General features: G+C 73.2%; 20 protein-coding genes. 15 read left to right on the forward strand and 5 right to left on the reverse strand.

Annotated elements, in window-relative coordinates; genetic code table 11:
• Positions 1 to 3: 3 nt before the first annotated feature.
• The 3 genes from FJ658_RS09195 to FJ658_RS09205 all read left to right on the forward strand — a co-directional run bounded on the left by FJ658_RS09195 (position 4) and on the right by FJ658_RS09205 (position 3,343).
• Entirely contained in the window at positions 4 to 918 is a 915-nt protein-coding gene (locus tag FJ658_RS09195; protein WP_141145094.1) for a 1,4-dihydroxy-2-naphthoyl-CoA synthase, read from the forward strand.
• A 15-nt stretch (positions 919 to 933) separates the two neighbouring features.
• Positions 934 to 2,112: an AMP-binding protein gene (locus FJ658_RS09200; RefSeq protein ID WP_141145095.1), complete on the forward strand. Its 1,179-nt coding sequence runs from the start codon at positions 934 to 936 to the stop codon at positions 2,110 to 2,112.
• 67 nt (positions 2,113 to 2,179) lie between these two features.
• A complete protein-coding gene (locus FJ658_RS09205; RefSeq protein WP_370454783.1) occupies positions 2,180 to 3,343 on the forward strand; it encodes a 1,4-dihydroxy-2-naphthoate polyprenyltransferase in 1,164 nt (387 codons plus the stop codon).
• Positions 3,344 to 3,364: 21 nt separating this feature from the next.
• Here FJ658_RS09205 and FJ658_RS09210 read toward each other — a convergent pair whose 3' ends face one another.
• Positions 3,365 to 3,604, reverse strand: a complete 240-nt coding sequence (locus FJ658_RS09210) for a DUF4229 domain-containing protein (protein ID WP_141145096.1) — start codon at positions 3,602 to 3,604, stop codon at positions 3,365 to 3,367.
• An 82-nt stretch (positions 3,605 to 3,686) separates the two neighbouring features.
• On the opposite strand from FJ658_RS09210, the gene FJ658_RS09215 reads away from it, so the two are divergent.
• From FJ658_RS09215 to FJ658_RS09245, 6 genes are all read left to right on the forward strand, one after another.
• Entirely contained in the window at positions 3,687 to 4,106 is a 420-nt protein-coding gene (locus FJ658_RS09215; protein WP_141145097.1) for a GNAT family N-acetyltransferase, read from the forward strand.
• 83 nt (positions 4,107 to 4,189) lie between these two features.
• Entirely contained in the window at positions 4,190 to 4,579 is a 390-nt protein-coding gene (locus FJ658_RS09220) for a PLDc N-terminal domain-containing protein (protein ID WP_141145098.1), read from the forward strand.
• Positions 4,557 to 6,326, forward strand: coding sequence for a 2-succinyl-5-enolpyruvyl-6-hydroxy-3-cyclohexene-1-carboxylic-acid synthase (gene menD / locus FJ658_RS09225; protein ID WP_141145099.1), 1,770 nt, complete (start codon positions 4,557 to 4,559; stop codon positions 6,324 to 6,326). Before FJ658_RS09220 ends, menD begins: the two co-directional genes overlap by 23 nt.
• 350 nt (positions 6,327 to 6,676) lie before the next feature.
• Complete coding sequence (locus FJ658_RS16120; RefSeq protein ID WP_181408397.1) at positions 6,677 to 13,144, forward strand: tandem-95 repeat protein; 6,468 nt, start codon at positions 6,677 to 6,679, stop codon at positions 13,142 to 13,144.
• 200 nt (positions 13,145 to 13,344) lie between these two features.
• Positions 13,345 to 13,845: an N-acetyltransferase gene (locus FJ658_RS09240; RefSeq protein WP_141145101.1), complete on the forward strand. Its 501-nt coding sequence runs from the start codon at positions 13,345 to 13,347 to the stop codon at positions 13,843 to 13,845.
• A gap of 42 nt (positions 13,846 to 13,887) precedes the next feature.
• Positions 13,888 to 14,727: a polyphosphate kinase 2 family protein gene (locus FJ658_RS09245; RefSeq protein WP_141145102.1), complete on the forward strand. Its 840-nt coding sequence runs from the start codon at positions 13,888 to 13,890 to the stop codon at positions 14,725 to 14,727.
• Positions 14,728 to 14,731: 4 nt separating this feature from the next.
• Here the strand turns inward: FJ658_RS09245 and FJ658_RS09250 are convergent, their stop codons facing one another.
• Positions 14,732 to 15,967 carry an isochorismate synthase MenF gene (locus tag FJ658_RS09250; protein WP_141145103.1) on the reverse strand — a complete coding sequence of 412 codons (1,236 nt, stop codon included), beginning with the start codon at positions 15,965 to 15,967 and terminating at the stop codon, positions 14,732 to 14,734.
• 167 nt (positions 15,968 to 16,134) lie between these two features.
• Between FJ658_RS09250 and FJ658_RS09255 the strand changes: the two genes are divergently transcribed.
• The 3 genes from FJ658_RS09255 (at position 16,135) to FJ658_RS09265 (ending at position 19,458) form a co-directional block, all read left to right on the forward strand.
• Entirely contained in the window at positions 16,135 to 16,896 is a 762-nt protein-coding gene (locus FJ658_RS09255) for a class I SAM-dependent methyltransferase (protein ID WP_255447653.1), read from the forward strand.
• Positions 16,897 to 16,981: 85 nt separating this feature from the next.
• A complete protein-coding gene (locus FJ658_RS09260; protein ID WP_141145104.1) occupies positions 16,982 to 18,046 on the forward strand; it encodes a polyprenyl synthetase family protein in 1,065 nt (354 codons plus the stop codon).
• 56 nt (positions 18,047 to 18,102) lie between these two features.
• A complete protein-coding gene (locus FJ658_RS09265) occupies positions 18,103 to 19,458 on the forward strand; it encodes an FAD-dependent oxidoreductase (protein WP_141145105.1) in 1,356 nt (451 codons plus the stop codon).
• Between the two features lie 181 nt (positions 19,459 to 19,639).
• Here FJ658_RS09265 and FJ658_RS09270 read toward each other — a convergent pair whose 3' ends face one another.
• Entirely contained in the window at positions 19,640 to 20,548 is a 909-nt protein-coding gene (locus FJ658_RS09270) for an endonuclease/exonuclease/phosphatase family protein (protein ID WP_141145106.1), read from the reverse strand.
• Between the two features lie 270 nt (positions 20,549 to 20,818).
• Between FJ658_RS09270 and FJ658_RS16125 the strand changes: the two genes are divergently transcribed.
• The 3 genes from FJ658_RS16125 (at position 20,819) to FJ658_RS09285 (ending at position 23,507) form a co-directional block, all read left to right on the forward strand.
• Entirely contained in the window at positions 20,819 to 21,367 is a 549-nt protein-coding gene (locus FJ658_RS16125) for a hypothetical protein (RefSeq protein WP_181408398.1), read from the forward strand.
• 87 nt (positions 21,368 to 21,454) lie between these two features.
• Positions 21,455 to 22,783 carry a hypothetical protein gene (locus FJ658_RS09280; RefSeq protein ID WP_141145107.1) on the forward strand — a complete coding sequence of 443 codons (1,329 nt, stop codon included), beginning with the start codon at positions 21,455 to 21,457 and terminating at the stop codon, positions 22,781 to 22,783.
• Positions 22,784 to 22,889: 106 nt separating this feature from the next.
• Positions 22,890 to 23,507: a hypothetical protein gene (locus FJ658_RS09285; RefSeq protein WP_141145108.1), complete on the forward strand. Its 618-nt coding sequence runs from the start codon at positions 22,890 to 22,892 to the stop codon at positions 23,505 to 23,507.
• 58 nt (positions 23,508 to 23,565) lie between these two features.
• Here FJ658_RS09285 and FJ658_RS16130 read toward each other — a convergent pair whose 3' ends face one another.
• Positions 23,566 to 23,709 carry a hypothetical protein gene (locus FJ658_RS16130; RefSeq protein ID WP_181408399.1) on the reverse strand — a complete coding sequence of 48 codons (144 nt, stop codon included), beginning with the start codon at positions 23,707 to 23,709 and terminating at the stop codon, positions 23,566 to 23,568.
• 8 nt (positions 23,710 to 23,717) lie between these two features.
• A complete protein-coding gene (cls, locus tag FJ658_RS09290; RefSeq protein WP_141145109.1) occupies positions 23,718 to 25,187 on the reverse strand; it encodes a cardiolipin synthase in 1,470 nt (489 codons plus the stop codon).
• Positions 25,188 to 25,193 lie beyond the last annotated feature (6 nt).

Genomic DNA, 25,193 nt, shown 5'->3' on the forward strand with positions numbered 1-25,193 from the left:
CCGATGTCCGCGACCGTCTCCGAGCTGTTCGACGCCGAGGTGTGGGCCGAGGTCGACGGCTTCGCCGACCTGACCGACATCACCTACCACCACGACACGACCGGGCGCATCGCCCGCGTCGCGTTCGACCGGCCCGAGGTGCGCAACGCCTTCCGTCCGCGCACGGTCGACGAGCTCGCCGCCGTGCTCGACGACGCCCGCCAGAATCCGCGCATCGGCGTCGTGCTGCTGACCGGCAACGGGCCCAGCCCCAAAGACGGCGGCTGGGCGTTCTGCTCGGGCGGCGACCAGCGCATCCGCGGCCGTGACGGCTACAAGTATTCCGACGACGCCACCGAGGTCACGCCCGAGGGCGCCGCGCGCGCCGGACGCCTGCACATCCTCGAGGTGCAGCGCCTCATCCGGTTCATGCCGAAGGTCGTCATCGCGGTCGTGCCCGGCTGGGCGGCTGGCGGCGGCCACTCGCTGCACGTGGTCTGCGACCTCACGATCGCCAGCCGCGAGCACGGCCTGTTCAAGCAGACGGATGCGGATGTCGGCAGCTTCGACGCCGGCTACGGCAGCGCCTACTTCGCCAAGCAGGTCGGGCAGAAGTTCGCCCGCGAGGTGTTCTTCCTGGCCGAGACCTACGACGCGCAGCGGGCGCTCGAGATGGGCGCCGTGAACCGGGTCGTGCCGCACGCCGAGCTCGAGTCGACCGCGCTCGAGTGGGCGCGCACCATCCTGGGCAAGAGCCCGACCGCGATCCGCATGCTCAAGTTCGCGATGAACGCCGTCGACGACGGGATGGTCGGCCAGCAGATCTTCGCCGGCGAGACGACCCGCCTGGCCTACGGAACCGACGAGGCCGTCGAGGGCCGCGACTCGTTCCTCGAGAAGCGCGAGCCTGACTGGTCGCCGTTCCCGTGGCACTACTGATCGCGTGACCCGCCCGTGACCCGGCCGCTGCAGGCGCTCGGCGCCGACGCCGACGTGTTCGCGGCGCTGCGCGCGGCGCTCTCGGGCGGACCCGCGATCCTGCCGCTCGCGCCGGGCGAGCACCGCGGCGACCGCGCCGACCTGCCGGCCGAGGTCGAGCAGAAGGTCGCGCTCGTCGTGCAGACCAGCGGCTCGACCGGGCGTCCGAAGCGCGTCGCGCTGTCGGCGGATGCGATCCTCGCGAACGCAGGCGCGAGCCAGGCCGCGCTCGGCGGCCCCGGGCAGTGGATCCTCGCGCTGCCGACGCACTACATCGCCGGCCTCAACGTGCTCAGCCGCTCGCTCGCCGCCGGCACCGAGCCGGTCATCGTGCCCGGCGAGCACTTCACGGCCGACGGCTTCGTCGCGGCGACGCGCGAGCTGAGCATCCCGGAGCGCTTCGTCGCCCTCGTGCCGGCGCAGCTGACGACGCTGCTCGACGACCGCGCCGCGCTCGCCGAGCTGCGCCGGTTCCAGCGCGTGCTCGTCGGCGGGCAGGCGACGCCGCGTGCGCTGCTCGAGCGGGCCGAGGATGCGGGCGTCGCCGTGTCGCGCAGCTACGGCTCGAGCGAGACGAGCGGCGGATGCGTCTACGACGGCGTGCCGATCGGCACGACCCAGGTGCGCATCGTCGACGGCGAGGTGCAGCTCGGCGGGCCGAGTCTGGCCGAGGGATACCTCGGCGACGCGGAGCTGACGGCCGACCGCTTCGTCGTCGACGAGGGGATGCGGTGGTACCGCACCTCCGACGGCGGGCGGCTCGAGAACGTCGTGCCCGACGCCGCTGCCGACGCGGGCGCACCGGCCGTCGAGCGCCTCGTCGTGACCGGCCGCCTCGACGACGTGATCATCTCCGGCGGCGTCAAGGTCGCGCTCGCCGCGGTCGAGCGCACGCTGCGCGAGCTGCCGGGGCTCGTGGATGCGGTGGTCGTCGCCGCGGACGACCCGCGCTGGGGCGAGGCCCCCGTCGCGTTCACCGCCGCTCCCGCCGACCGCGTCGACGATGCCGCCCTGGCGGAGGCGATCGCCGAGGTCGGGCGTCGGCTCGGGCCGGCGTCGCGCCCGCGCGCGATCGTGCGCCGCGCATCCCTGCCGCTGCTGGCGAGCGGCAAGCCCGACCGTCCGGCCCTGCGCCGCGAGGCCGCCGCGCTCTGACGCCGCGGGCTGCTCGCTTCGCAGACGCTCGACGGGGGCTCATGACACACCGCCTAGGATTCGGTGCGTGGCACGACCGAAGCAGCAGCGCATGGACCCCCGCAAGCTCGACGACGCGATGAGCGGCACGTCGCCGAAGGCGGCCGCCACTCCCAAGGGATCCGCGTCCACCGCGAAGAAGGGCGGCGCGACCCCGAAGGCGAACGGCGCGGTCGCGAAGACCCGCCGCGGCGCCTCCGGTCCCGCCTCGGCCGCCGCGCGCGCCGGACGCAGCGAGCAGCAGGAGAACCGCGCCCGCGCCAACGCCGGGCGCTCGGGTCGCCCCGGCGGACGCCCCGTCTCAGTCGAGCGACCGCTGCGCTGGACCGACTGGATCAGCGCCGCCCGCCCGCAGACCCTCGCGCTGGCGATCGCCCCGGTCGCGCTCGGCACCGCCACGGCAGGCCTCGTCGCGGGCGGCTGGACGCAGCACTGGGTGCGCGCGATCGCCTGCCTCGTCGTCGCGCTGGCCCTGCAGATCGGCGTGAACTTCGCCAACGACTACTCCGACGGCATCCGCGGAACCGACACCGTGCGTCAGGGCCCGGCTCGCCTGGTCGGCTCGGGCCGCGCGAAGCCGCGCACCGTGCTGATCGTGGCGCTCGTGTTCTTCGGCATCGCCGCGGTCGCCGGGGTGTTCCTCGTCGTCCGCAGCGAGCAGTGGTGGCTGCTGGCGGTCGGCGCGGTCTGCATCGTCGCCGCCTGGTTCTACACCGGCGGCAAGCGCCCCTACGGCTACATGGCGCTCGGCGAGGTCGCCGTGTTCATCTTCTTCGGCCTGGTCGCGACCGCCGGCACGATGTTCGTGCAGGTCGGCACGGTCAGCTTCGAGGCGTGGATGGCGGGCGTCGCCGCCGGCCTGTTCGCCTGCGCCGTGCTGATGGTCAACAACCTGCGCGATCGCGAGCAGGATGCGCTGGCCGGCAAGCGCACGCTGTCGGTGCTGATCGGCGACCTGCCGTCGCGTATTGCCTTCGGCGTGCTGCTGCTCGCGCCGTTCGTGATCAACGTGTTCTTCCTGCTGCTGTTCGACAACGCGCTCTACGTCTACTTCGTGCTCGTCGCGGCGCTGCCGGCGGTCGTCATCACGCTGACTGCGAAGACGGCGAAGGAGCTCGTGCTGGCGCTGCGCCTCAGCGTGCTCAGCTCGCTCGCGTTCGGGCTCGCGCTCGCCGCGGCGATCGCGTTCTAGCCCGAAAGCGCAGGTCGGCGACTAGCTCTCGTCGGCCGCGTCCTCGGCGCTCTCGTCGCTGGTGCGGCGCGGGCGCCGATTCGCCATCTGCTCGGCGACCTGGTCGCGCTGGCGGCGGAAGAAGATGAAGCCGACGCAGAAGCCGATCACGGCGGCGATGAGCGCGGCCCAGAGCCAGTCGATGCCGAGCATCAAGAGCACGATCAGCACGACGGCGAAGGTGCCCACACGGATGAGGGCGTAGCGCAACCAGGCGGGCATCCCCCCAGTGTAGGAAGCGCGAGCCGGGAGTCCGCCGCACGGCGAGATGCCTCGGGTGCGCGCGCCGACGATGATGGAGGGGATGCCGACGACGATCGAGACCGGAATCCCCCAGCGTGACGAGGCGGTCGCGCTCTATGAATCGGTGGGCTGGACGATCTACGTCGCCGACCCGGAACGTCTCATGCAGGCGTTCCACGGGTCCGACCTCGTGGTGACGGCGCGCGACGAGGTCGGACGGCTCGTCGGACTGGCTCGCACGGTCTCCGACGGCGCCACGATCGTCTATCTGCAGGATCTGCTCGTCGTGCCCGAGCTTCACCGGCAGGGTGTCGGGGGAGCCCTCCTCGACGAGGTGCTGCGGCGCTCGTCCAGAATCCGGCAGTTCGTGCTGCTCACCGACGACGACGAGTCCCAGCGCGCGTTCTACGAGGCGCACGGCCTCGTCGAGGTGAGCGATATCGAGCCGCGACCGCTGCGATCGTTCGTGCGCATCGGCTGATCTGTCGTGCCCGGTCGCGCGCGCCCGCCCGCGTCCGCGCTCACCCGGAGTGACCCTCGGGAATCGCGACGTAGACTGCCCGTGTGGGCAAGGTCTATTTCATCTACGGGCTGATCTCGCTCGCCGCCGTGGTCATCGCCGTGGTCGACATCGTGCGCACCGACGACCTGAAGATCAAGCACCTGCCGAAGTTCGCCTGGGTCATCATCGTGATCCTGCTGAGCCTGCTCGGCGCGCTGCTGTGGTTCTTCCTCGGAAAGGACCGCCCCGAGCGCGATCGCGCCGCCCGCCAGGCGCGCGACGCCGGGCATCCCGTCGGCACCGGCTCGCTGCGCCTGACCCGCCCCGTCGCGCCCGACGACGACCCCGACTTCCTCCTCCAGCTGCGCAAGGAGCGCGAGCAGGAGGAGCGCATCCGCAAGCTCGAGCAGAAGCTCGCCGAGCTCGACGATGACAGCAAGCCCAAGGAGTAGCTCGCCCGCCAGCGCCGTCGCCACCCTGCTGCTGCGGGGTCTGATCGCGCTCGGCGTGCGCGACCTGGTGCTCTGCCCGGGCTCGCGGTCGCAGGCGCTCGCCCTGGCCGCCGCCCAGCTCGAGCGCGACGGCGAGCTGACCCTGCACGTGCGCCTCGACGAGCGCGGTGCCGGCTTCTTCGCGCTGGGCCTCGCGGTCGAGTCGGGCCGGCCGGTGCCGGTCGTGATGACGAGCGGAACCGCGGTCGCCGAGCTGCACCCGGCCGTGCTCGAGGCCGCGCACTCGGGCGTTCCGCTGATCGTGCTGAGCGCCGACCGGCCCGCCGAGCTGCGCGGCATCGGCTCGAACCAGACGACGGTGCAGCCGGGGATGTTCGCCTCGGCGGTCGTCGGCGAGTGGGATGTCGCCGCGCCGGATGCACAGACCGACGTGCCGGCGCGGGTCTCCGGCCTGCTCGGCCAGCTGGCCGCAGCCCTGGATGCGCGACCCGGGCCGCTGCACCTGAATCTGCAGTTCCGCGAGCCGCTGTCGGGGCCCGTGCCCGCGGAGCTGGAGCTGGTCACGGGCGAGGAGCTGCTGGCGGGCACGGGCGCCGTCGCTGAGACCGCCGCTGCGGCCGGGCCCGGATCCGATGCCGCCGCTCCCGCATCCACCATCGACCCTCTCGTGCTGCGCCCCGAGCCCGGCACGGTCGTGATCGCCGGCGCCCGCGCGGGGGAGCGCGCCGAGCAGCTCTCCCGCGAGCTCGGCGCCCCGCTGCTCGCCGAGGTGTCGAGCGGCGCCCGCTTCGGGCCGAACGCCGTGCCCGCCTACCGCGAGCTGCTCGACGAGCCCGGCTTCGGCGACGAGATCCGCCGGGTGGTCGTGCTCGGCCAGCCGACCCTCAACCGTCAGGTGCCCGCGCTGCTGCGGCGCGAGGGCGTCGAGACGATCGTCGTGCGCGCACCGGGCCGCGACGCCTACGATCCGGCGGCCGTCGATGGGCGGCCCGCTCGCGTCGTCGACGACGTGGTCGTCGAGGACGAGCATCCCGAGGGCACCCGCGCCTGGGTCGGACGCTGGGTGTTCGCGTCGCGCGCGCTGCTCGAGCAGCGCGCCGAGGACGTCGGCGCGGTCGACCCGCCCGCCGCGATCGACAGCACCGACTACCGCGAGCGCGCGGCGTTCGCCCGCTCGCAGCTCGAGCGGATGCGCCGCCCGGTGACGCGCGAGGAGCTGGCCGGCGCGGTCTGGTCGGCGACCTGGCCGCACGACCGCCTCGTGCTCGCGGCGTCGCGCCTCATCCGCGTCGCCGACGACACCGTGCCGGGCAAGCGCCTGCGCGTGCACGCGAACCGCGGCCTGGCCGGGATCGACGGCACCGTCGCGACCGCGCTCGGGGTCGCCACGGAGTCGCAGCGCGAGGGTCGGTCGGCATCGGGCACGACGCGGCTGCTCATCGGCGACCTCGCCCTGCTCCATGACGTCGGGTCGCTCGCGCTCACGCCCGGGGAGGCGCGGCCGCGCATCCAGGTCATCGTCGGCAACGACGGCGGCGGCACGATCTTCGACGGCCTCGAGGTCGCCGGGTCAGCCGACCCGACGCTGTTCGACCGCGTGCAGCTGACGCCGCAGCAGGTCGACCTGTCGGCCCTCGCCGCCGCCTACGGCTGGGAGTTCCGTCGCATCGCGAACCGCGGCGAGCTCGACGAGGCGTTCAGCGCGAGCGCCGCGCCGACCCTGATCGAGGTCGTGCTCGGCCGGTGAGCCCGGAGGTCGGCGGCGGACCGCGCGCGCCCGGTCGCTGAACGGCGCCGAGCCGCGCGCCGGCCGACGCCGACGCGTTGCTCGACGCCTGACGCGCATCTGTCACCTGCTGTCGGCAGGTCGTACCCCATTCGTACCCCGATGGCTCCCCTGCGTCCCCCTCGTTGGGGACTGGGCATGTACCCCGCGTGACCGCACACTGACTAAAACGTTTGCGAAGCGCCGTCCCAGCGCCGCCGACGACCCGAAACGCAATACCCGCACCACCACCCGAAGCACCACCGAACCCGACCGCGCCGCCGACACCGAAACCGGCGGCCGGCCCGGCCCTCGACACCGAAGGCACCGTCATGCCCGCGCTCCGCCGCATCCTGCCCGTCCGTCACGCCCGCGCGCTGACGACCGGCGGCGTCCCCGCTCTCCGCGTCCTCGCGACCCGCCGCGCCCGCGCGCTGACCGCCGGCATCGTCGCCGCGCTGGTCGCCGTCGCCGCTGTGCTGGTCGGCGTCGCGCCCGCGCAGGCCGCCGGCTCGCCGCTGCTGACCGACACCTTCACGACCGCGACCGTGGGCAACACCCACTACGTCGAGAACGGCACCTTCACGCCGTGCCTCACGGTGCAGGGTGCGCCGAGCGGCCAGCTGCCCGGCAGCTGCGCCAACACGACCGACACGAGCGGCTCCGGCGCCCTGCGTCTCACCGCCCTGCCCGGGTCGCAGTCGAGCTACTTCCTCTACAACAGCCCGCTGCCCTCGCGCGCCGGTCTCGACATCCAGTTCACGCAGTACCAGTACGGCGGCTCGGGCGCCGACGGCATCTCGTTCTTCCTCACCGACGGCCAGTACCCGCTCACCACCGCCGGCCCGGTGGGCGGCTCGCTCGGCTACAACACCCGCGGCGGCGTGCCCGGTCTCGCCCACGCCCTGATCGGCATCGGGCTGGATGCCTGGGGCAACTACCCGATCGAGACCAACGCAGCCGGATGCGACGCCCAGTACATCGAGACCGGCCTGATCAAGAACGTGATCGCGATCCGCGGCCCCGCCTCTGACGTCGCCGCCGCCGGCGGAACCACCTCGGGCTACTGCCTGCTCGCCAAGCGCGTGCAGCTCGCCGGCACCACCGCGCAGCCGAACGCCACGACGGCCGCGCAGACCCCGAAGCCGACCACGCGCGGCACCGGCGTGCCCGTGCGCATCGTCGTCGACCCCACGAGCGACCCGACGAACTACCCGAACCCGCAGGTGCGCGTCTACTGGAACAACGCCGCGACCCCGATCATCACCGTGCCCGCCCCGCAGGCGCTCAAGGACGCCTCGACCTTCAAGTTCGGCTGGGCCGCCTCCACCGGCGGATCGAACGACATCCACGAGGTCAGCGCGCTCAGCATCTCGACGATCGAGCCGCTCGAGCCCGGCATCACCGTCAGCGCCTCCGCCCCGACGACCGCGGTCGCCGCGAACGGCACGACCTCGAGCCCGGCCAGCGTGACCCTCGGCTTCACCGGCACCGACGGCCCCGCCGTCTCGCCGATCCCGGTCACCGTCAGCATCGCCTCCGGTGCCTTCGCCGGCGCCCCGAGTGGCACCCGCTGGAGCTGCCCGACCCCGACCCCGACCACCGGCCAGACGAGCCTGAACTGCACCTTCACGCCGAACACCTCGGCCGACGTGCCCGGCGCGACCTCGCCCGCCCTGAGCGTGCCCGTCACCTCGACGAAGAGCGGCGCCGTCAAGGTCACCGCGACGGTGAACTACACGAACAACCAGGTCACGGACCCGACGAAGAAGACCTCGAGCGCCAACGTGCCCTTCGCCCCCGTCGCCTCCGCCGTCAGCGGCAGCGGCGTCGCCGCGGCGACCAGCCCCGCGACCGTCACGATGACCGCGTCGACCTCGTCGACCGCGACCTCGGGCGCCACGACCTACACGAAGGCCACCGACCCCGCCAACGGCACCGCGAGCATCAGCGGCAGCACGATCAGCTACACGCCGAACGCCGGCTTCAGCGGCACCGACAGCTTCACCTACACCGCGAGCGCCGACAGCCAGACCAGCGCCCCCGCGACCGTCAGCGTCACGATAACCCCGACGAACGCGGCATTCAGCGTCAGCACCTCCGCCGGCACCGCCGTGGATGCCGACCTCGCCGCCCACAGCTCGGGAACCGGCCGCAGCTACTCCACCCGCAACCCGTCCGCGGGGATCGGCTCGCTCAGCGTGACCGCCGCGGGCCTCGCGACCGTCACCCCGGCATCCGGATTCTCGGGCGACGCGACGTTCCAGTACCGGGTCAAGGACTCCGCTGACGGCCTCAGCGGCTGGAAGACCGTCACGGTGCATGTCTCGCCCGTCACGGGCGACGTCGCTGAGACCGGCACCCTGAACGCCGACGGCGACGCGACCGTCACGACCGACGCGCCCGCCACCACCGCATCCGGAACGAAGCAGTTCGCGCTCGTCGCGGGCAGCGCCTCGCCCGCCGGCGTCGGCGCGTTCTCGATCGACTCCGCGACCGGCAAGGTCACCTACGTCGCCGCGAACGGCACGAGCGGCGTCTTCACCGCGCGCTACACGGTGACCGCCGACGGCGGCGCCAGCACCGAGCACACCGCCACGATCACCGTGCGGCCCTACGCCGACGGTGTGAGCGGCTCGACCCCGGCGAACACCGCCGTCGACCTGCCCCGGCCCGCCCAGAAGGGCAGCGACCTGCACTGGGCCATCACGACCGCGCCGAGCCACGGCACGGCCACGGTCGACGCCGCCACCGGCGTCGTGAGCTACACCCCGAACGACGGCTACTCGGGCCCCGACAGCCTGAAGCTCACGCCGACCAGCGGAACCGGCCCGAACGCCGTCGCCGGCGACCCGGTCACCGCGAGCGTCACCGTCACGCCGGTCGCGAAGCCCGTGTCGGGCACGGCCACCGCCTCGGCCACGCCGGCCGCGGTCGACATCGCGATCGACGCGATCGGCGGCACCGCCGCCGCGCCGCTGAGCGTCACCGCGACCACCTCCGACGCCCGCATCGCCTCGGTCTCGGTCGTGAACGGCGCCGTGCGCATCAGCCCGGCCGCCGGAGCGAGCGGCAAGCTCGTCGCGAGCTACACGGTCAGCGACGGCACCAGCTCGACCAGCTCGACCGCGACCCTCGAGGTCACGCCCGTTGCGGCCGCGGCGACCTTCAGCGTCGACAACGGTAGCGGCGACACCTTCGCCCTGCCCGCCCCGACCGGCACCGGCCCCGTGACCTACACGCTCGTCTCGGGCACCGTCGGCACGATCAGCGGCTCGAGCTTCGTCGTGCCGACCCAGCCGGCCGGCACGAGCGGCGACCGCACCGCCACCTACACGGTCACGACCGACGGCCTGACCAGCGCGCCCGCGACCATCACGGTGCACGTGCTGCCGACGGCCGCGTCGACCACCGAGTCGACCGACGCGGGCCAGGCCGTCACGACCGACCTCGCCGCGCTGAGCGCCGGAACCGACCTCGGCTACACGTTCACACAGCCCGCCACCGGCACCGGCTCGGTCGTCCTGAGCGGCGGCGAGGCCACGTTCACGCCCGCCAGCGGCTTCACCGGCACGACGAGCTACACCTTCACTCCGGTGGATGCGCAGGGCAACGCCGCCGCGCAGCCCGCGACCGTCACGGTCACGGTGAAGCCCGTGCTCGCCGACCTCAGCGCCGAGGTCACGCTCGACGCCGACGGACTCGCCACGGTGAGCGCTCAGCCCGCGACGCAGGCCGGCACTCCCACGTACGAGCTGGTCGGAACGGCCGACTTCGGCAGCGCATCCATCGACCCGAACACCGGGAAGATCACCCTGCAGGTCGCCGACGGCACCTCGGGCGTCTCGACGGTCGGCTACCGCGTCACCTCGGGCGGCCAGTCCAGTGCCACGAAGCACGCCGTCTTCACGGTGCGTCCGCGCGCCACGGGCGTCTCGGGCAGCACCACCGCCGGCACGCCCACGGGCGTCGCCGTCGACCTGCCCGCCCCGGCGAAGCAGGGCACCGACGTGACCTTCGGCATCCAGACCGGGCCGTCGCACGGCACCGCCGGCGTCAACACCTCCACCGGCGTCGTGCACTACGTGCCCGCCGACGGCTGGTCGGGCGACGACAGCGTCGTGCTCAGCGTCACGAGCGGCAGCGGCGCCTCGGCCGTCAGCGGCGCGGCGATCACCGCCGCGGTGCGCACCTCGCCGGTCGCCCGCCCCGTCTCGACCACCGCCACGGCGTCCACCTCGGCGCAGACCGCGAGCGTGGCCGGCGACGCCACCGGCACCGGCCTCACGCTCGTGCCCGGCACCGTCACCGACCCGCGCGTCACCGGCGTCAGCGTTGTGAACGGCGAGCTCGCGATCACCCTCGCGGCGGGAGCCTCCGGCGAGATCACCGTGCCCTATTCGGTGACCGACGGCACCAGCTCGAGCGTGTCGACGACCGCGACCGTCTCGGTCGCCCCGGCCGCCGCCGGCGACGAGTTCTCGGTGAACACGGGCGCGAGCGCCACGCGTCAGCTGCCCTCCGCGGTCGGCACCGACCCGCAGTACCGGCTCGAGACGGCCTTCGGCGACGGCATCCTCGCGACCATCAGCGCGGCCGGTGAGCTGACCGTGCACACCACCTCGGGTCAGAGCGGCACCTTCACCGCCGAGTACGTCGTGTCGAGCGACGGCGTCGACAGCGCCCCGCAGACCATCACCCTGCACGTGCTGCCCACCGGCACCGCCGCGAGCCAGACCACGTCGGTCGACCACGACGCCGACCTCGACCTCGCCGCCCGCTCGAAGGGCACCGACCTGAGCTGGAGCTACACCCAGCCCGCCGCCGGCACCGGCTCGGTGACCGTCGACCAGGCCACCGGTCTCGCGACCTACACCCCCGCCGCGGGATGGGCCGGCACCACCAGCTGGACCTACACGCCCGTCGACGCCCAGGGCAACGCCGCCGCCGCGGCGAGCACCGTCAGCGTGACGGTCGTGCCGACGGCCGGCGACACCGCCGCCTCGACCGCGCTCGACAGCGACGGGGATGCGACGGTCACCGCGACGCCGACCACCACCGGATCGGGCACGAAGCACTACGACATCACGGTCGACCCGGCCGCGGGCTCGGCGAGCTTCGACCAGAGCACCGGCGTGCTGACCTACCAGGCCGCGAACGGCGTCTCGGGCGTCTTCACCGTGAAGTACACGATCACGAGCGGCGGCGTCACGAGCGCCGAGCACACCGCCACGATCACCGTGCGCCCCTTCGCGAAGGACGTCACCGGCAGCACCGACGTGAACACCGCGGTCACCCTGCCCGCGCCCGTCGCCCTCGGCTCGACGCCGTTCACCTGGACGGTCGCGACCGCCCCGCTGCACGGCTCCGTCACCGCGCTGAACACGGCCACCGGCGCCGCCGTCTACGAGCCCGCCGAGGGCTTCGCCGGCGACGACAGCTTCGTGTTCGAGCTCGCCGACGGCCGCGGAGCCGCTACGCAGGTCACCGTGACCGTGCACGTGCGCCCCGCCGCCGGCGACGTCAGCGCCACCACCGCCGCGTCGACCAGCCCCGCCGAGGTGCGCATCCCGCTCGACGGCACCGGCGCGATCCACCACTACGAGATCACCACCCCGCTCGCGTCGAGCCTCGGCACCGCCGTGATCGACGGCACCGACCTGGTCATCACGCCGGCGTCGGGCGTCAGCGGCGCCCTGGTCGTCGGGTACCGCGCCGTGGATGCGGACGGCAACGTCAGCGCCCCGGCCACCGCCACGCTGACCGTGCGCCCCGTCGCGCAAGGCGGATCGATCACCGTGCCCAGCGGCGGCACCGCCTCCGAGGCGCTCGGCGCCCCCGTCGGCAGCGGCCCGCTCACGGCGACCGTCACCGCCCCGCTGCCCGCCGGCATCCTCGCCGCGAGCGTCGACCCGAGCACCGGCCGCATCACCGTCGCGACCGCCGACGACTTCAGCGGCACCGCCACGATCACCTACACGGTGACCAGCGGCAGCGGCGCCAGCGCGGTGACCAGCGACCCGGCGACCGTGACCGTCACGGTCGACCCGACGCTCGTGCCGGCCGCCCCGGCCACGACGACGGCCACCCCGGCCGGCGCCGCCCCGCACGGCGTCACCGGCAGCCCGAAGGCGACCGGTGCGGGCCCCCGCACCTGGACGCTCGGCACCCCGGCGACGACCTCCGGCCCCGCCACGCCCTTCACGCTCGACCCCGCCGTCGGCACCGCGACGATCGACCCCGCCAGCGGCCAGATCGTCGTCACCCCGGCGGCCGGCTTCAGCGGACCGATCGACGTGCCCTTCACGGTCACCGACGGCAACGGCGAGACCCGCAGCGGCACCTTCCACGTGGATGTCGACCCGCTGACCTCGGCGACGCCCGGCACCGGCGCCTCCCGCGGCGTGTACGGCGCGAGCCAGAGCTACGCGCCGCCGGCGCCCGTCGGCACCGCGCCGTTCACCTACCGCATCTCCACGCCGCCGACCGCGGCGCAGGGCACCGCCACGATCGACCCCGCCACCGGCGTGATCACCTTCGTGCCGGCCGCCGGGTTCCACGGCGTCGCCGAGATCTCCTACGAGGTCGTCGACGCCAGCGGACTCGTCGGCGCCCCCGCGGTGGTCGCCTTCACGGTCGACCCGCCGGCCACGGTCGCGGGACTCGCCCACACCGGTGTCGACGGCATCCTGCCCCTCGGCCTCGCGCTGGCCGGCCTGCTCGCCGGCCTCGCGATGGTGCTGACCGTGGTGCGCCGTCGCCGCCTCGAGCAGGCGGAGGTGCCCGCCGCGCAGGCGTGACGCGCTCGCGGCGCGCGGTTCCCCGCGCGCCGCGCCGCGCGCCATCCCAGCTCGCGGGCGGTCGGATCGTCCCCTGATCGCCCGCCCGCGACCGACCCCTCCGTTTCGGTGTCGTGAGGGGTCGCATCGAGCCCCTTCCCGGGAGCGTTTCGGGCCCCGGGAAGGGGCTTCCCCCTGCCCGCCCGCGATAGCGTCGGGGCATGGCCCTCGAGATCCGTCCCACCGAGGAGGACGACTGGCGGGAGGTGCGGGCGCTGCGGCTCGAGATGCTCGCCGACACCCCGATCGCGTTCGAGGAGCACCTCGAGGCGGCCGAGCGCCGCAGCGAGGAGGAGTGGCGTATGCGCGCCGCCCGCGGCTCGGCCGGCCGCAACGCCGTGACCTACGCCGCCATCCTCGACGGCCGCTGGGTCGGCACGATGGGCGTCTACATCCCCGCCGGCGGCACGCTGCCGTTCCTCGTCGCCGTCTACGTCACCCCGCGCGAGCGCGGCCGCGGCCGCGGGGTCTCGGATGCGCTTCTCGCCGCCTGCGAGGACTGGGCCCGCCAGCACGCCGACACCCTCGTGCTCGAGGTGCACGACGGCAACGCCCGCGCCCGCCGCTACTACGAGCAGCGCGGCTGGGTGCTCACCGGCCGCACCCGCCCCTACCCCTTCGATCCCGCGGCGAAGGAGCTCGAGATGGTCAAGCGGCTCTGAGCATCCCTTCTCTGCGAGTGGATGCGCGGCTACCGTGAGCGCATGACGGCAGAGTTCTCGGCGCAGGTGCTGCGCGCATCCCACCCGCTCGACCTGTCGGCGATCGACACGAGCGCGACGCCCGGCTTCGACGGCGGAAAGAAGGCCGGGCGCGCGGCCCTGGAGGCGGGGGAGGAGCGCCTCGCCGAGCTGCAGGAGAAGCTGTTCGCCGAATCCACGGCCGGCGGCACTCGCAGCGTGCTGCTCGTGCTGCAGGCCATGGACACCGCGGGCAAGGGCGGCATCGTCAGCCACGTCGTCGGCGCCGTCGACCCGCAGGGCGTCGCGCTGCACGCCTTCAAGTCGCCCACCGACGAGGAGAAGGCGCACGACTTCCTCTGGCGCATCCGCCAGCAGCTGCCGCCGGCCGGCCGCATCGGCGTCTTCGACCGCTCGCACTACGAGGACGTGCTGATCCACCGGGTGCGCGGCTTCTCGACGCCCGAGGTGATCGAGGAGCGCTACGGCATCATCCGCGACTTCGAGCAGGAGCTCGTGGATGCCGGCACCAGCATCGTCAAGGTCATGCTGCACATCGGCGCCGACACCCAGAAGCAGCGGCTGGCCGACCGCCTCGCCGACCCGACGAAGCACTGGAAGTTCAACCCCGGCGACCTCGACGAGCGCGCCTTCTGGCCGCAGTACATGGAGGCCTACGAGATCGCGATCGACCGCACGGATGCCGACGTCGCGCCCTGGTACGTCATCCCCGCCGACCACAAGTGGTACGCGCGGCTGGCCGTGCAGAGCCTGCTGACCGAGGCGCTCGAGAAGCTCGACCTCGCGTGGCCCGCCGCCGACTACGATGTGGCGGCCGAGACGGCCCGCCTCGCCGCGAGCTGAGGGGTCAGCCGAAGGCCTCGACGATCGGGCGGAACTTCAGCGTCGTCTCGGCGAGCTCCCGCTCGGGGTCGCTCTCCGCGACGATGCCGGCACCGGCATATGCCGTGATCGTGCCGTCGGCGTCGATCTCGGCCGAGCGCAGGGCGACCGCCCATTTGCCGTTGCCGGCCGCATCCACCCAGCCGACCGGGCCGCCCCAACGGGCGCGGTCGAAGGGCTCGAGCTCGGCGATCGTCGCCAGCGCCGCCGCGCGCGGGGTGCCCGCGACCGCGGCCGTCGGGTGCAGCTCGCACACCAGGTCGAGGGCGGTCGAGCCGTCGGCGAGGGTGCCCTCGACGTCGCTCGCCAGGTGCCACAGGTTCGGCAGCTTGAGCGTGAAGGGCAGCTCGCTCGCCACCAGCGACGGGCTGTGCGGCGCGAGCGCGTCGAGCACGCTCTGCACGGCGAAGCGGTGCTCGTCGAGGTCCTTCTGCGAGGTCGCCAGGGCGAGCGCCTCGGCGTGGTCGCTCTCGGCGTCCTTGCCGCGGCCCGCGCTGCCGGCCAGCACGCGCGCCGTCACGGTGCCGTGGGCGACCCGCACGAGCGTCTCGGGACTCGAGCCGAGCAGGCCGTCGACCGCGAAGGTCCAGGTGTCGGGGTAGCCGAGCGCCAGCTCGGTCAGCACCCGACGCAGATCGGCGCCCTCGGGCAGGTGCCCGACCTTGTCGCGGGCGATGACGACCTTGCCGAGGCCGGCATCCGACTGGATGCGCTGCACCGCCGCCGCGACCGCCTCGCGATAGGCGTCGGGACCCTGGGCGCCGGGCTTGAGCAGCAGGCGGTACTCCGGCCCGAGCGGGGTCGACTCGAGCGCGTCGTCGGCGTCGTCGATGCGGGTGACCCAGCTCTGCCCGTCGCGCCGGCCGACGATCACGCGCGGAACGATCAGCACGCTCTCGCGGGCGCTGTCGTCGGCGAACGCGAAGGCGCCGAAGGCGATGAGCCCCGTGCCCGAGATGCCGATCGGGTCGTCGATCGTCGCGGCGGCGGCGATGCGCTTCCAGACGGCCGCCGCATCCCGGATGCGGTCGGGCCCACGGAAGGTCAGCCGCAGCGTCTCGCCCAGCCCGGCGACGCCGTCACCGCGGCGCAGGAACACGAGCGGGCGCACGCCGTCGATCAGCGGCAGCAGCGACGGCAGCTGGGCGATCGGCGTCGTGACGACCCGGAGAGCGGGAACGGAATCCGCGGGATCGGTCACGCCGTCGAGCCTACGCCGGGATTCCGGGCGACAGCGCCGCTCCACCGCCGCCACGAGGCTCAGGATGCGCGTCCCCGCCGGTCCCGTCGGCGCCCTGCACGATCGTGCAGCCCGGGCGCTCTCGCGCACCGGAAACACGCACCCGCGCCCAAGTAGGATGGTCGATCGTGAGTCGCGCCGATCTGAGCAAGAACCCCGACGAGGTGTCGGGCATGTTCTCGCAGGTCGCCAAGGGCTACGACCGCACCAACGCGATCATGTCGCTCGGCAACGACAGCCTGTGGCGCATCGCCACCCAGCGGGCCGTCGATCCGAAGCCGGGCGAGCGCATCCTCGACATCGCCGCCGGCACCGGCACCTCGTCGGCCAGCTTCGCCCGCAGCGGCGCCACGGTCGTCGCCGCCGACTTCTCGCCCGGCATGATCGAGGAGGGCCGCCGCCGGCATCCCGAGATCGAGTTCGTCGAGGCGGATGCCGAGAAGCTGCCGTTCGGCGACGACGAGTTCGACGCCGTCACGATCAGCTTCGGTCTGCGCAACGTCGCCCACCCCGAGGTCGCGCTCGCCGAGATGTACCGGGTGCTCAAGCCCGGCGGGCGACTCGTGATCTGCGAGTTCTCGACCCCGCCGCTGGCCGTGATGCGCCTCGGCTACGACCTCTACATGAAGCGGTTCGCGCCGACCATCGCGCGGCTCGCCAGCTCCAACCCGGAGGCCTACACCTACCTCCGCGAGTCGATCGAGGACTGGCCCGACCAGGGCACCCTCAGCCAGTGGATCCGCGGCGTCGGGTTCACCCGCGTCGCCCACCGCAACCTCACGGGCGGCGTCGTCGCGCTGCACCGCGGACGCAAGCCCATCGACCCGGCCGTGCGCGCCTCCGCCGCACGACGCCGGGCGAGCCGACAGCGCGCCGGCACCGAATCATGAACGACGCGCGCCGAGGCACGGCCGCCGACCATCACCGCGTCGGCCGCCTCGCGCGCATCCCGGAACAGGAACTGAAGGCCACCCCGTGAACCCCACGCCCCTCGTGCGCCGCCGCAGCCTCAGCGGCTCGCTCGGCCTCGGCGAGAAGCTCTTCGCCTCGGCCGACGAGCGCCGCTTCGCCGACGCGATCGAACGCGGACTCGAGCAGGTCGAGCAGGGGCTCGCCGAGCAGTTCGGCTACGCCGACGACCTGGCCGACACCACGAGCCGCTACCTGTTCGAGGCCGGGGGCAAGCGCATCCGCCCCACCCTCGCGCTGCTCACGGCGCAGCTCGGCCAGGGCACGACCGACGACGTGCTCACCGGAGCCAAAGCAGTCGAGATCACGCACCTCGCCTCGCTCTACCACGACGACGTCATGGACGACGCCGACCTGCGCCGCGGGGTGCCCAGCGCGCAGACCGTGTGGGGCAACACCGTCGCGATCCTCACCGGCGACCTGCTGTTCGCCCGCGCCGCCAGCCTCGTCGCCGAGCTCGGCCCCGAGACGGTCAAGCTGCAGGCGCAGACCTTCGAGCGCCTCTGCCTGGGCCAGCTGCACGAGACGATCGGCCCGCGCGACGACGAGGATGCGGTGACCCACTACATCCAGGTGCTCGCCGACAAGACCGGCTCGCTCATCGCCGCCGCCGCCGAGATCGGCGTGCTGCACTCGGGCGCCCCGCAGGAGTTCCGCCCGGCGGTCACCGAGTTCGGCGAGCGCATCGGCGTCGCCTTCCAGCTGATCGACGACATCATCGACCTCTCGGCCGAGACCGGGCAGACCGGCAAGAACGCGGGCACCGACCTGCGTGCCGGTGTGCCCACCCTGCCGCTCATCCACCTGCGTCGCGAGGCGCAGACGGATGCGGCATCGGCCGACCTGCTCGCGCGCATCGAGCAGTCCGCCGCCGACGAGAGCGACGCCGGCGGCGCCGCCTTCGCCGCGGCGATCGCGGAGCTGCGCGACCACGCCGTCACCGCCCAGACCCGCGCCGAGGCGCAGCGCTGGGCCGACGACGCCGTCGCCGCGCTCGCTCCCCTGCCCGAGGGGCCCGTCAAGAAGGCCCTGACGAAGTTCGCCGAGGCGGTGGTGACCCGCTCCAACTGAGCGGCTCCGCCTCCTCGCGTCTCGAACGACACGACATCCAGAGAAGAGACACACCCGTGCCCAAGCTCCGCCTCGCCGTGGTCGGCGCCGGCCCCGCCGGTATCTACGCGTCCGACATCCTGCTCAAGCACGAGCGGGCCTTCGACGTGTCGATCGACCTGTTCGACCACCTCCCGGCGCCCTACGGCCTCGTGCGCTACGGCGTCGCCCCCGACCACCCGCGCATCAAGGGCATCATCAACGCCCTGCGCGACGTGCTCGACCGCGGCGACATCCGCATCTTCGGCAACGTGCGCTTCGGCGTCGACATCACGCTCGACGACCTCAAGAAGCACTACAACGCGGTCATCTTCGCGACCGGCGCCGTCAAGGATGCGCCCCTCGACATCCCCGGCATCGACCTGCCCGGCAGCTACGGTGCCGCCGACTTCGTCAGCTGGTACGACGGACACCCCGACTTCCCGCGCGAGTGGCCGCTCGAGGCGCAGTCGCTGGCCGTGATCGGCAACGGCAACGTCGCCCTCGACGTGGCGCGCGTGCTCGCGAAGCACGCCGACGACCTGCTGCCGACCGAGATCCCCGCGAACGTCTACGAGGGGCTCAAGAAGTCGCCCGTGACCGACGTGCACGTCTTCGGCCGCCGCGGACCCATGCAGGTGAAGTTCACCCCGCTCGAGCTGCGCGAGCTCGGCGAGCTGCGCGACGTCGACATGATCGTGCACGACGAGGATTTCGACTACGACGAGGCCTCGCTCGCCGCGATCAAGTCGAACAAGCAGGTCATGGTGATCGACAAGGTGCTCAAGCAGTGGCGTGAGCGGCCGGTCGGCGAGGCGTCGCGACGCCTGCACCTGCACTTCTTCGCGAAGCCGCTCGAGGTCGTCGCTGGGCCGGACGGCTCCGTCGCGTCGTTCAAGTACGAGCGCACCGAGCCGGATGGCGCGGGCGGCGTGCGCGGCACCGGCGAGATCCGCGAGGTGCCCATCCAGGCGCTCTACCGCGCCGTCGGCTACTTCGGCTCGCCCCTCGACGGCGTGCCCTTCGACGACGAGCGCGGGGTCATCCCCAACCACGAGGGCCAGGCGCTCGACGAGCACAACCAGATCGTGCCCGGCGTCTACGCCACCGGCTGGATCAAGCGCGGACCCGTCGGCCTCATCGGCCACACCAAGTCCGACGCGATGGAGACCATCTCGCACCTGGTCAACGACCAGGCCTCGTGGTGGACCCCGGAGTCGCCGTCGGAGGACAGCGTCGTCGAGCTGCTCGACTCGCGCGGCGTGCAGTACACCGACCTCGACGGATGGCACCGCCTCGACGAGCACGAGATCGCCCTCGGCGCCGCCGAGGACCGCGCCCGCATCAAGGTGGTGCCGCGCGACGAGATGGTGAAGGTCTCGCGCGGGGAGTAGTCGGGGGCGTCGGATGACGTGATGACAGGCCCGGTGCGGCGCTTCGGCGTCGGCCGGGCCTTTTGCGTTGCCGTCGTCGCGGTGCCCCGTGACGTGTGTGCCTGGTTTCGGATGCACGGCGCGCTCGGGCCGCAGGAAAGCTCGGGCGTCGCCTCCATCCGAAACCGCGCACGGTCGCGGGTCAGCGGCGCACGAGGTCGGCCGTCACGGGGAAGTGATCGCTCGGCCAGACCGCGCCGTCGTGCTCGGGCGACGCGCCGTGCGCATCCAGGGTCGCGGTCGCCGTGACCTCGAAGCCGCGCTGCAGGATCCAGTCGATGCGCTCGCCCGGCTCTCCGGCGTCGGTCGCCGCGGCGGGGTCTCCCGTGAAGGCGTGGAACGTCGCGTCGGGACCGGTGTGGTGCGCGGCCGGGGACTCGCGCGCATCCACGAAGCCTGCCCGGATCAGGGTTTCGTGCGTCGCGGACTGCGGGCCCGTGTTCATGTCGCCGAGCAGCACGATCGGCGCTTCGGCGGCGAGGGCGTCGAGCTCGGCGGCGATCAGCTCGGCTGAACGGATGCGCGCCCGCTCGTCGGCGGGTCGGTAGGGCAGGTGGGTGACGGCGACGAGGAGGTCGGCGGCGGCGTCGGTGCTCTCATGTGTCGGGATCTCGCGGTCGCGGAAGCGCGCCCACGTCACCATGCGCGGGAAGAGGTTGCCCCAGGTGATGCTGCCCGGCTCGTGCAGGGTGTCCGAGAGCCAGAAGTCGCCGCCGTCGAGCAGCTCGAGGCGGTCGGGGCGGTAGAGCAGTCCGACGTGCTCGTCGTCGTGGCCGCCGCGGCGGTCGCGTCCGAACCAGGCGGTGCCGGGCATCCACGACAGCAGGTCGACGGCCGGGCCGCTGCGCAGCTCCTGAACGCCGATCACGTGCGTGCCGCTGTCGTGCAGGGTGCGGGCGAGCAGGCGGCCGCGGGCGCTCCAGGATGCGGTGCCCGCGTCGACCGGGATGCGCACGTTCGCCGTCGCCACCCGCAGCGCGGGCGCGGGGCGGGCGGTGCTCGCGGGGATCTCGGACTCGAGCGGCTCGACGGTCATGCGCGGCGCGGTCATCTCGTCGAGCCTACGAGCCGCGTCCCTGCTCCGGGGCGTGGGGCGAGGGGTGCGCGGCGACGAGGCGTGCCGTGCCGCGCCGCCTCGGTACGCGGTTGCGGATGGAGCGCGAGGGCGAGCCGTCCTGAGGCTCGGCGTGGTCCCTCATCCGAAACCGCGTGCACGGAAGCTGGTCAGGAGCGGTGTCGAGGCGCAATACGGCTCGACGGTCGCGCTGACCTGCTTCCGTGCATGCGTGCCGCGCCGTGCCGCGCCGTTACGCGGTTGCGGATGGGGCGGCAGGGCGAGCCGTCCTGGGGCTCGAGGAAGCTCCTCATCCGAAACCGCGTGCGCGGAAACCGGTGTGGGAGTGCGGCGAGCCACAGTGCGGCGCGGTGGTGCTGCTGGCCGGTTTCCGTGCACGCGCGGATACCGGTCTGGCGGGACGCGCCCGCAGCGGCGCAGGATGAGCGCATGAGCATCGCGCGCCGGATCGGCGGCCTCGGAGTCCGCCTCGGCGGCAGCGGATCGGTCGAGAGCGGATCGCTCGGCAGCGTCGGCTCCCGGGGCTCGATCCGATCGGTCGGCAGCGTCGGGTCGGTCGGCAGCGTCGGATCGATCGGATCGGTGGGGAGCATCGGCTCGATCGGGTCCATCGGCAGCATCGGCTCGATCGCGTCCATCGGCAGCGTGGGCTCGATCGGCGGCATCGGATCGGTCGGTTCGATCGCGAGCATCCTGGCCGTCGGCGGCATCGCGGCGGTCGTCGCCGTCGGAGCGATCGGCGTCGTCGGGGTCTCCGCGATCCGAGCGTTGCGTCGCTGGCCTCGTCGATCGTGATCGTTCCGGCCTGGCGCGGCACCGACCGACCCCTAGGGTCGGGTCGGGGGAGTGAGGATTCCCCGCGAGGAACCCGAGGAGTCCGCCGTGCGTTCTGCCGCCCCTCGTCCTACCCGGCTGACCGCCGCCCGGGCGACCGCTCTGCGCGCCAGTGCCGCGCTCGCGGTCGGAGCGCTCGCCCTCGCATCCCTGACCGGATGCACCTTCACGGCGAAGCAGGACTGGGCGAAGTACGAGGCCGCGATCGAAGCCGTCGACGGGGTGGATGAGGCCGTCGGCGGGCTCACCTACAACCTGCCCTTCTCGCCCAGCGGTGAGATGTCGGTGCGGTTCCCGGCCGAGAAGCCGACGCTCGACGCCGTGGACGACGTGGCGTGCGCACCGCCGTCGGGCGTGCCGACGCGCGTCGACTACGACCTGGCGTCGGGGAGCGGCGTGACCGAGGTCCCCGCGTGCGGACGTCCGGCGCCGTCGGATCCGCTGGCGCTCGCCGAGGCGTTCGGCGACTCGCTCGCCGCCTCGGGGCTGCCCGCGGCGACATCGGATCCCTTCGACTTCCCGGCTCTTGTCGTGAGCAGCTACACCCACACCGAGTACCGCGCCGAGGTGCGCGGCACCTCGGCCGGATTCACCGCGCAGGCGGCGGCGCTCGCCGCGGCCGTCGAGCATCTGGACGGCCCGGCGGGCGAGCTGGGCGGTGACCGCATCGCCCTGGTCGGCATCCCGGCCGGCGAATGGGCCGACTACCTCGACGACGCGGTGGCGCTCGACGCGGCGTTCCCGCTCGAGCGCTTCGACATCCGCCGCGGATCGCTCGCGATCACGACGCTGCAGAGCGATCCCGACGCGGATGCGGTGCAGCAGGTACTCGAGTCGCGGTCCGCGGCCCGCTACGCCGACCTCGATATGACGGTCGCGGGCGCCGGGGCCGGCAGCGGGGTCGGCTCGGGCGGCGTCTCGGCGGGCACGTCGCAGGCGGCGATCGATCTGGTCGCGATACTGCGGATCGCGCATCCCGATGTCGACTTCCTGGCCTACGGCGACGGCGTCAGCGCCGACGTCGACGACTGCGCCGCGCTGCTGCCGATCGCCGCCGACGCCGCCGCGGCCGGTGACGGCACCGTCGCGGTGGCGCTGCGCCCGCAAGGAACGCCGTCCTTCGGCATCCGCGAGGCGCCGTTGCTCGGTCCCGACACGAACCCCTACCCGGACTGGTGCGCCCAGTACGCCCAGATCGCGGCCGATTCGGCGGCCGCGTCGGTCTGGTTCAGCGCCGACCTGCTCGAGGTGTGGCCGACGGCCGACACGCGTCGCAGGTCGGCGGAGCTGCGCGACCTCGAAGCGCTCGTCGAACGCGTCGCACGCGCGGGCGGGTACTCGGCCTACGCGATCGCGCGGGACCGCGTCGACCTCTGAGCGGCCTCCGAGGCTGCGGAAGCTTCCGCTGACGCCGCGACTCCGTGGATGCACGTCACCCCTAGTGGGGAGCGCCGCGCCGCACGCCGCGGCGTAGCGTCGCCGCGTGACCTGGCAGCTCGGACCGCACCCCGACGACGCCGCGCGCGCCGCGGCGGCGGCGCCGGGCGGCACGGGATCCAGCGGCACGGGCGCGGGCACCGGCCCGGGCCTCGGCGCGGGCGAAGCCGACCCGAGCGGTCCCTCCGACGCGACTCCGAGCGTCCCGCACCTGCCGACCCGTCCGCAGCTGCGGCGTCCCACCCTGGTGCTGCGCCCGCGCGCCGACACCCGTGACGCGGTCGTGCTCGAGCTGCTGCCGCTACTCGCCCCGGCGCTCGCGATCGGCGCGACGCAGCTGCTGCTGCCGTGGAGCACCCTCCTGCTCGCCGCCTGCCTGGCGGTCACGAGCCTCGCGCAGCTCGTCGTCGCCTCGCGTGACGCGGCGCTGCTGCGCTCGCGCGGATTCGTCGGCACCGCGCCGTCGGCGCTCGCGCTCGTGAGCCCGATCCTCTACCTCGCCGTGCGCGGGCGCGTCTGCTCGCAGCACGACCGCACTGCCTACGCCCCGGTGCCGTGGGCGATCGGCTCGACGGTCGTCGCGATCGGCGCGCTGGCGCTCACGGCGTGGCTCGAGGGCTCGGTGGATGCCTCCCTCGGCGGGATGCTGACCGGCCTGTTCTGAAGGCCGGCGGCCAGCTCGGCAGCGTCGCGCCGCCGGCTCGATCGCGCCGTGCGTCAGCTCATCCGCGCCGCCGCGCGAGCTCGGCGGACCGCCGTGCGATCATGCGCCGGCGCAGCCGCACCGCGAGCTTCATGAGCGCCGCGACACCCGCGGCGACGAGCGCGCACGCGACGATCGCGCCGAGCAGCAGGAGGGCGTTCATCCCGAGCTCTACTGCAGCGCCGCGGTCAGGCGGGCGAAGTTGTCGAGCACCTTGCGGCGCAGGGGGCGGGCCATCCACTCGTCGAGGGTGATCTCGCGACTGTGGGCGCGATAGTCGTCTTCGATCGCGCGCAGGCTCTCGGTGAAGCCGCGGTCGCGCACCATGACCGAGATCTCGAGGTCGAGGGTGAAGGAGCGCATGTCCATATTGCTCGAGCCGATGACCGAGACCTCGTCGTCGATCGTCATGTGCTTGGCGTGCAGGATGGTCGGCTTGGCGTAGAGGAAGATGCGAACCCCCGCCTTCAGCAGCGCCTCGTAGTAGCTGCGCTGCGCGTGGAAGACGAAGAACTGGTCGCCGATCTCCGACACGAACAGCTGCACCTCGACGCCCTTCTGCGCGGCCGTGGTGATGGCGTAGAGCATCGAGTCGTCGGGCACGAAGTAGGGGCTGACGACGATCGCCTTGCGCTGCGCGCCGTAGAGCAGCGCGTTGAACAGGCGCAGGTTGTTCTCGCCGGGGAAGCCGGGTCCGCTCGGCACGACCTGGCAGTCGAGCGATCCGTGCACCTCGTCGCGCGCCTCGGCGGCCTCGCGTTCGAGCAGCTCGTCGGTCTCGCTGTACCAGTCGGTCACGAACAGCGCGTCGATGCCGGCGACGATGGGGCCCTCGAAGCGGGCCATGAAGTCCTTCCAGTGCAGCCCGCGGCGGTGGTTCTTGCGCGACTGGTAGGGCGTCTCGATGACGTTCTGCGATCCCGTCCAGGCGACCTCGCCGTCGATCACGAGCAGCTTGCGGTGGTTGCGCAGGTCGGGACGGCGCCAGTGCCCCTGCAGCGGCAGCACGGGCAGCATGAGGTGCCAGTCGGCGCCCATCTCGGTGAGTCGCTTCTTGGTGCGACGGAAGCCGGGGTAGCGGAAGTTGCCCAGGTGATCGAGCAGCACCCGCACCTTCACGCCGCGCTTCACGGCATCCTCGAGCGCCTGGAAGAACGGCTCGGTCGTGCTGTCGAGGCTGAAGATGTAGAACTCGCAGTGGATGAGGCGCTTCGCCCGCCGGATCTCCTCCGTCATCGCGCGCAGCGCCCGGTCGTTGTCGTCGTAGAGCTCGGCCGTGTTGCCGCCGACGAGCGGCATGGCGCCGAGGGTGCGGTTGAGCTCGACGATCGGGCGCAGCCAGGGCGGCCACGGGTCGCTCTCGGTGACCCGCTCGATGCCCTCGGTCTGCTCGAGGATGTACTGGTTGATCTCGCGCTGCTTCTGCCGGCGGCGTCGCGGCAGCCGGTGCGACCCGAACAGCAGGAAGATCAGGATGCCGAGGTACGGGATCAGGAAGATCGCCAGCAGCCACGCCATCGCCGTCTGCGGGCGGCGGTTGCGCGGGATGATCGCGAGCGCGGCGATGCGCGCGGCGAAGTCGATCACGAGCAGGGCGATCACGATGGCCAGCGTCAGCCAGCCGACCCATCCCTCACCCATGTGAGG

The sequence above is a fragment of the Schumannella sp. 10F1B-5-1 genome (genome assembly GCF_006517535.1).
Lineage (GTDB): Bacteria > Actinomycetota > Actinomycetes > Actinomycetales > Microbacteriaceae > Schumannella.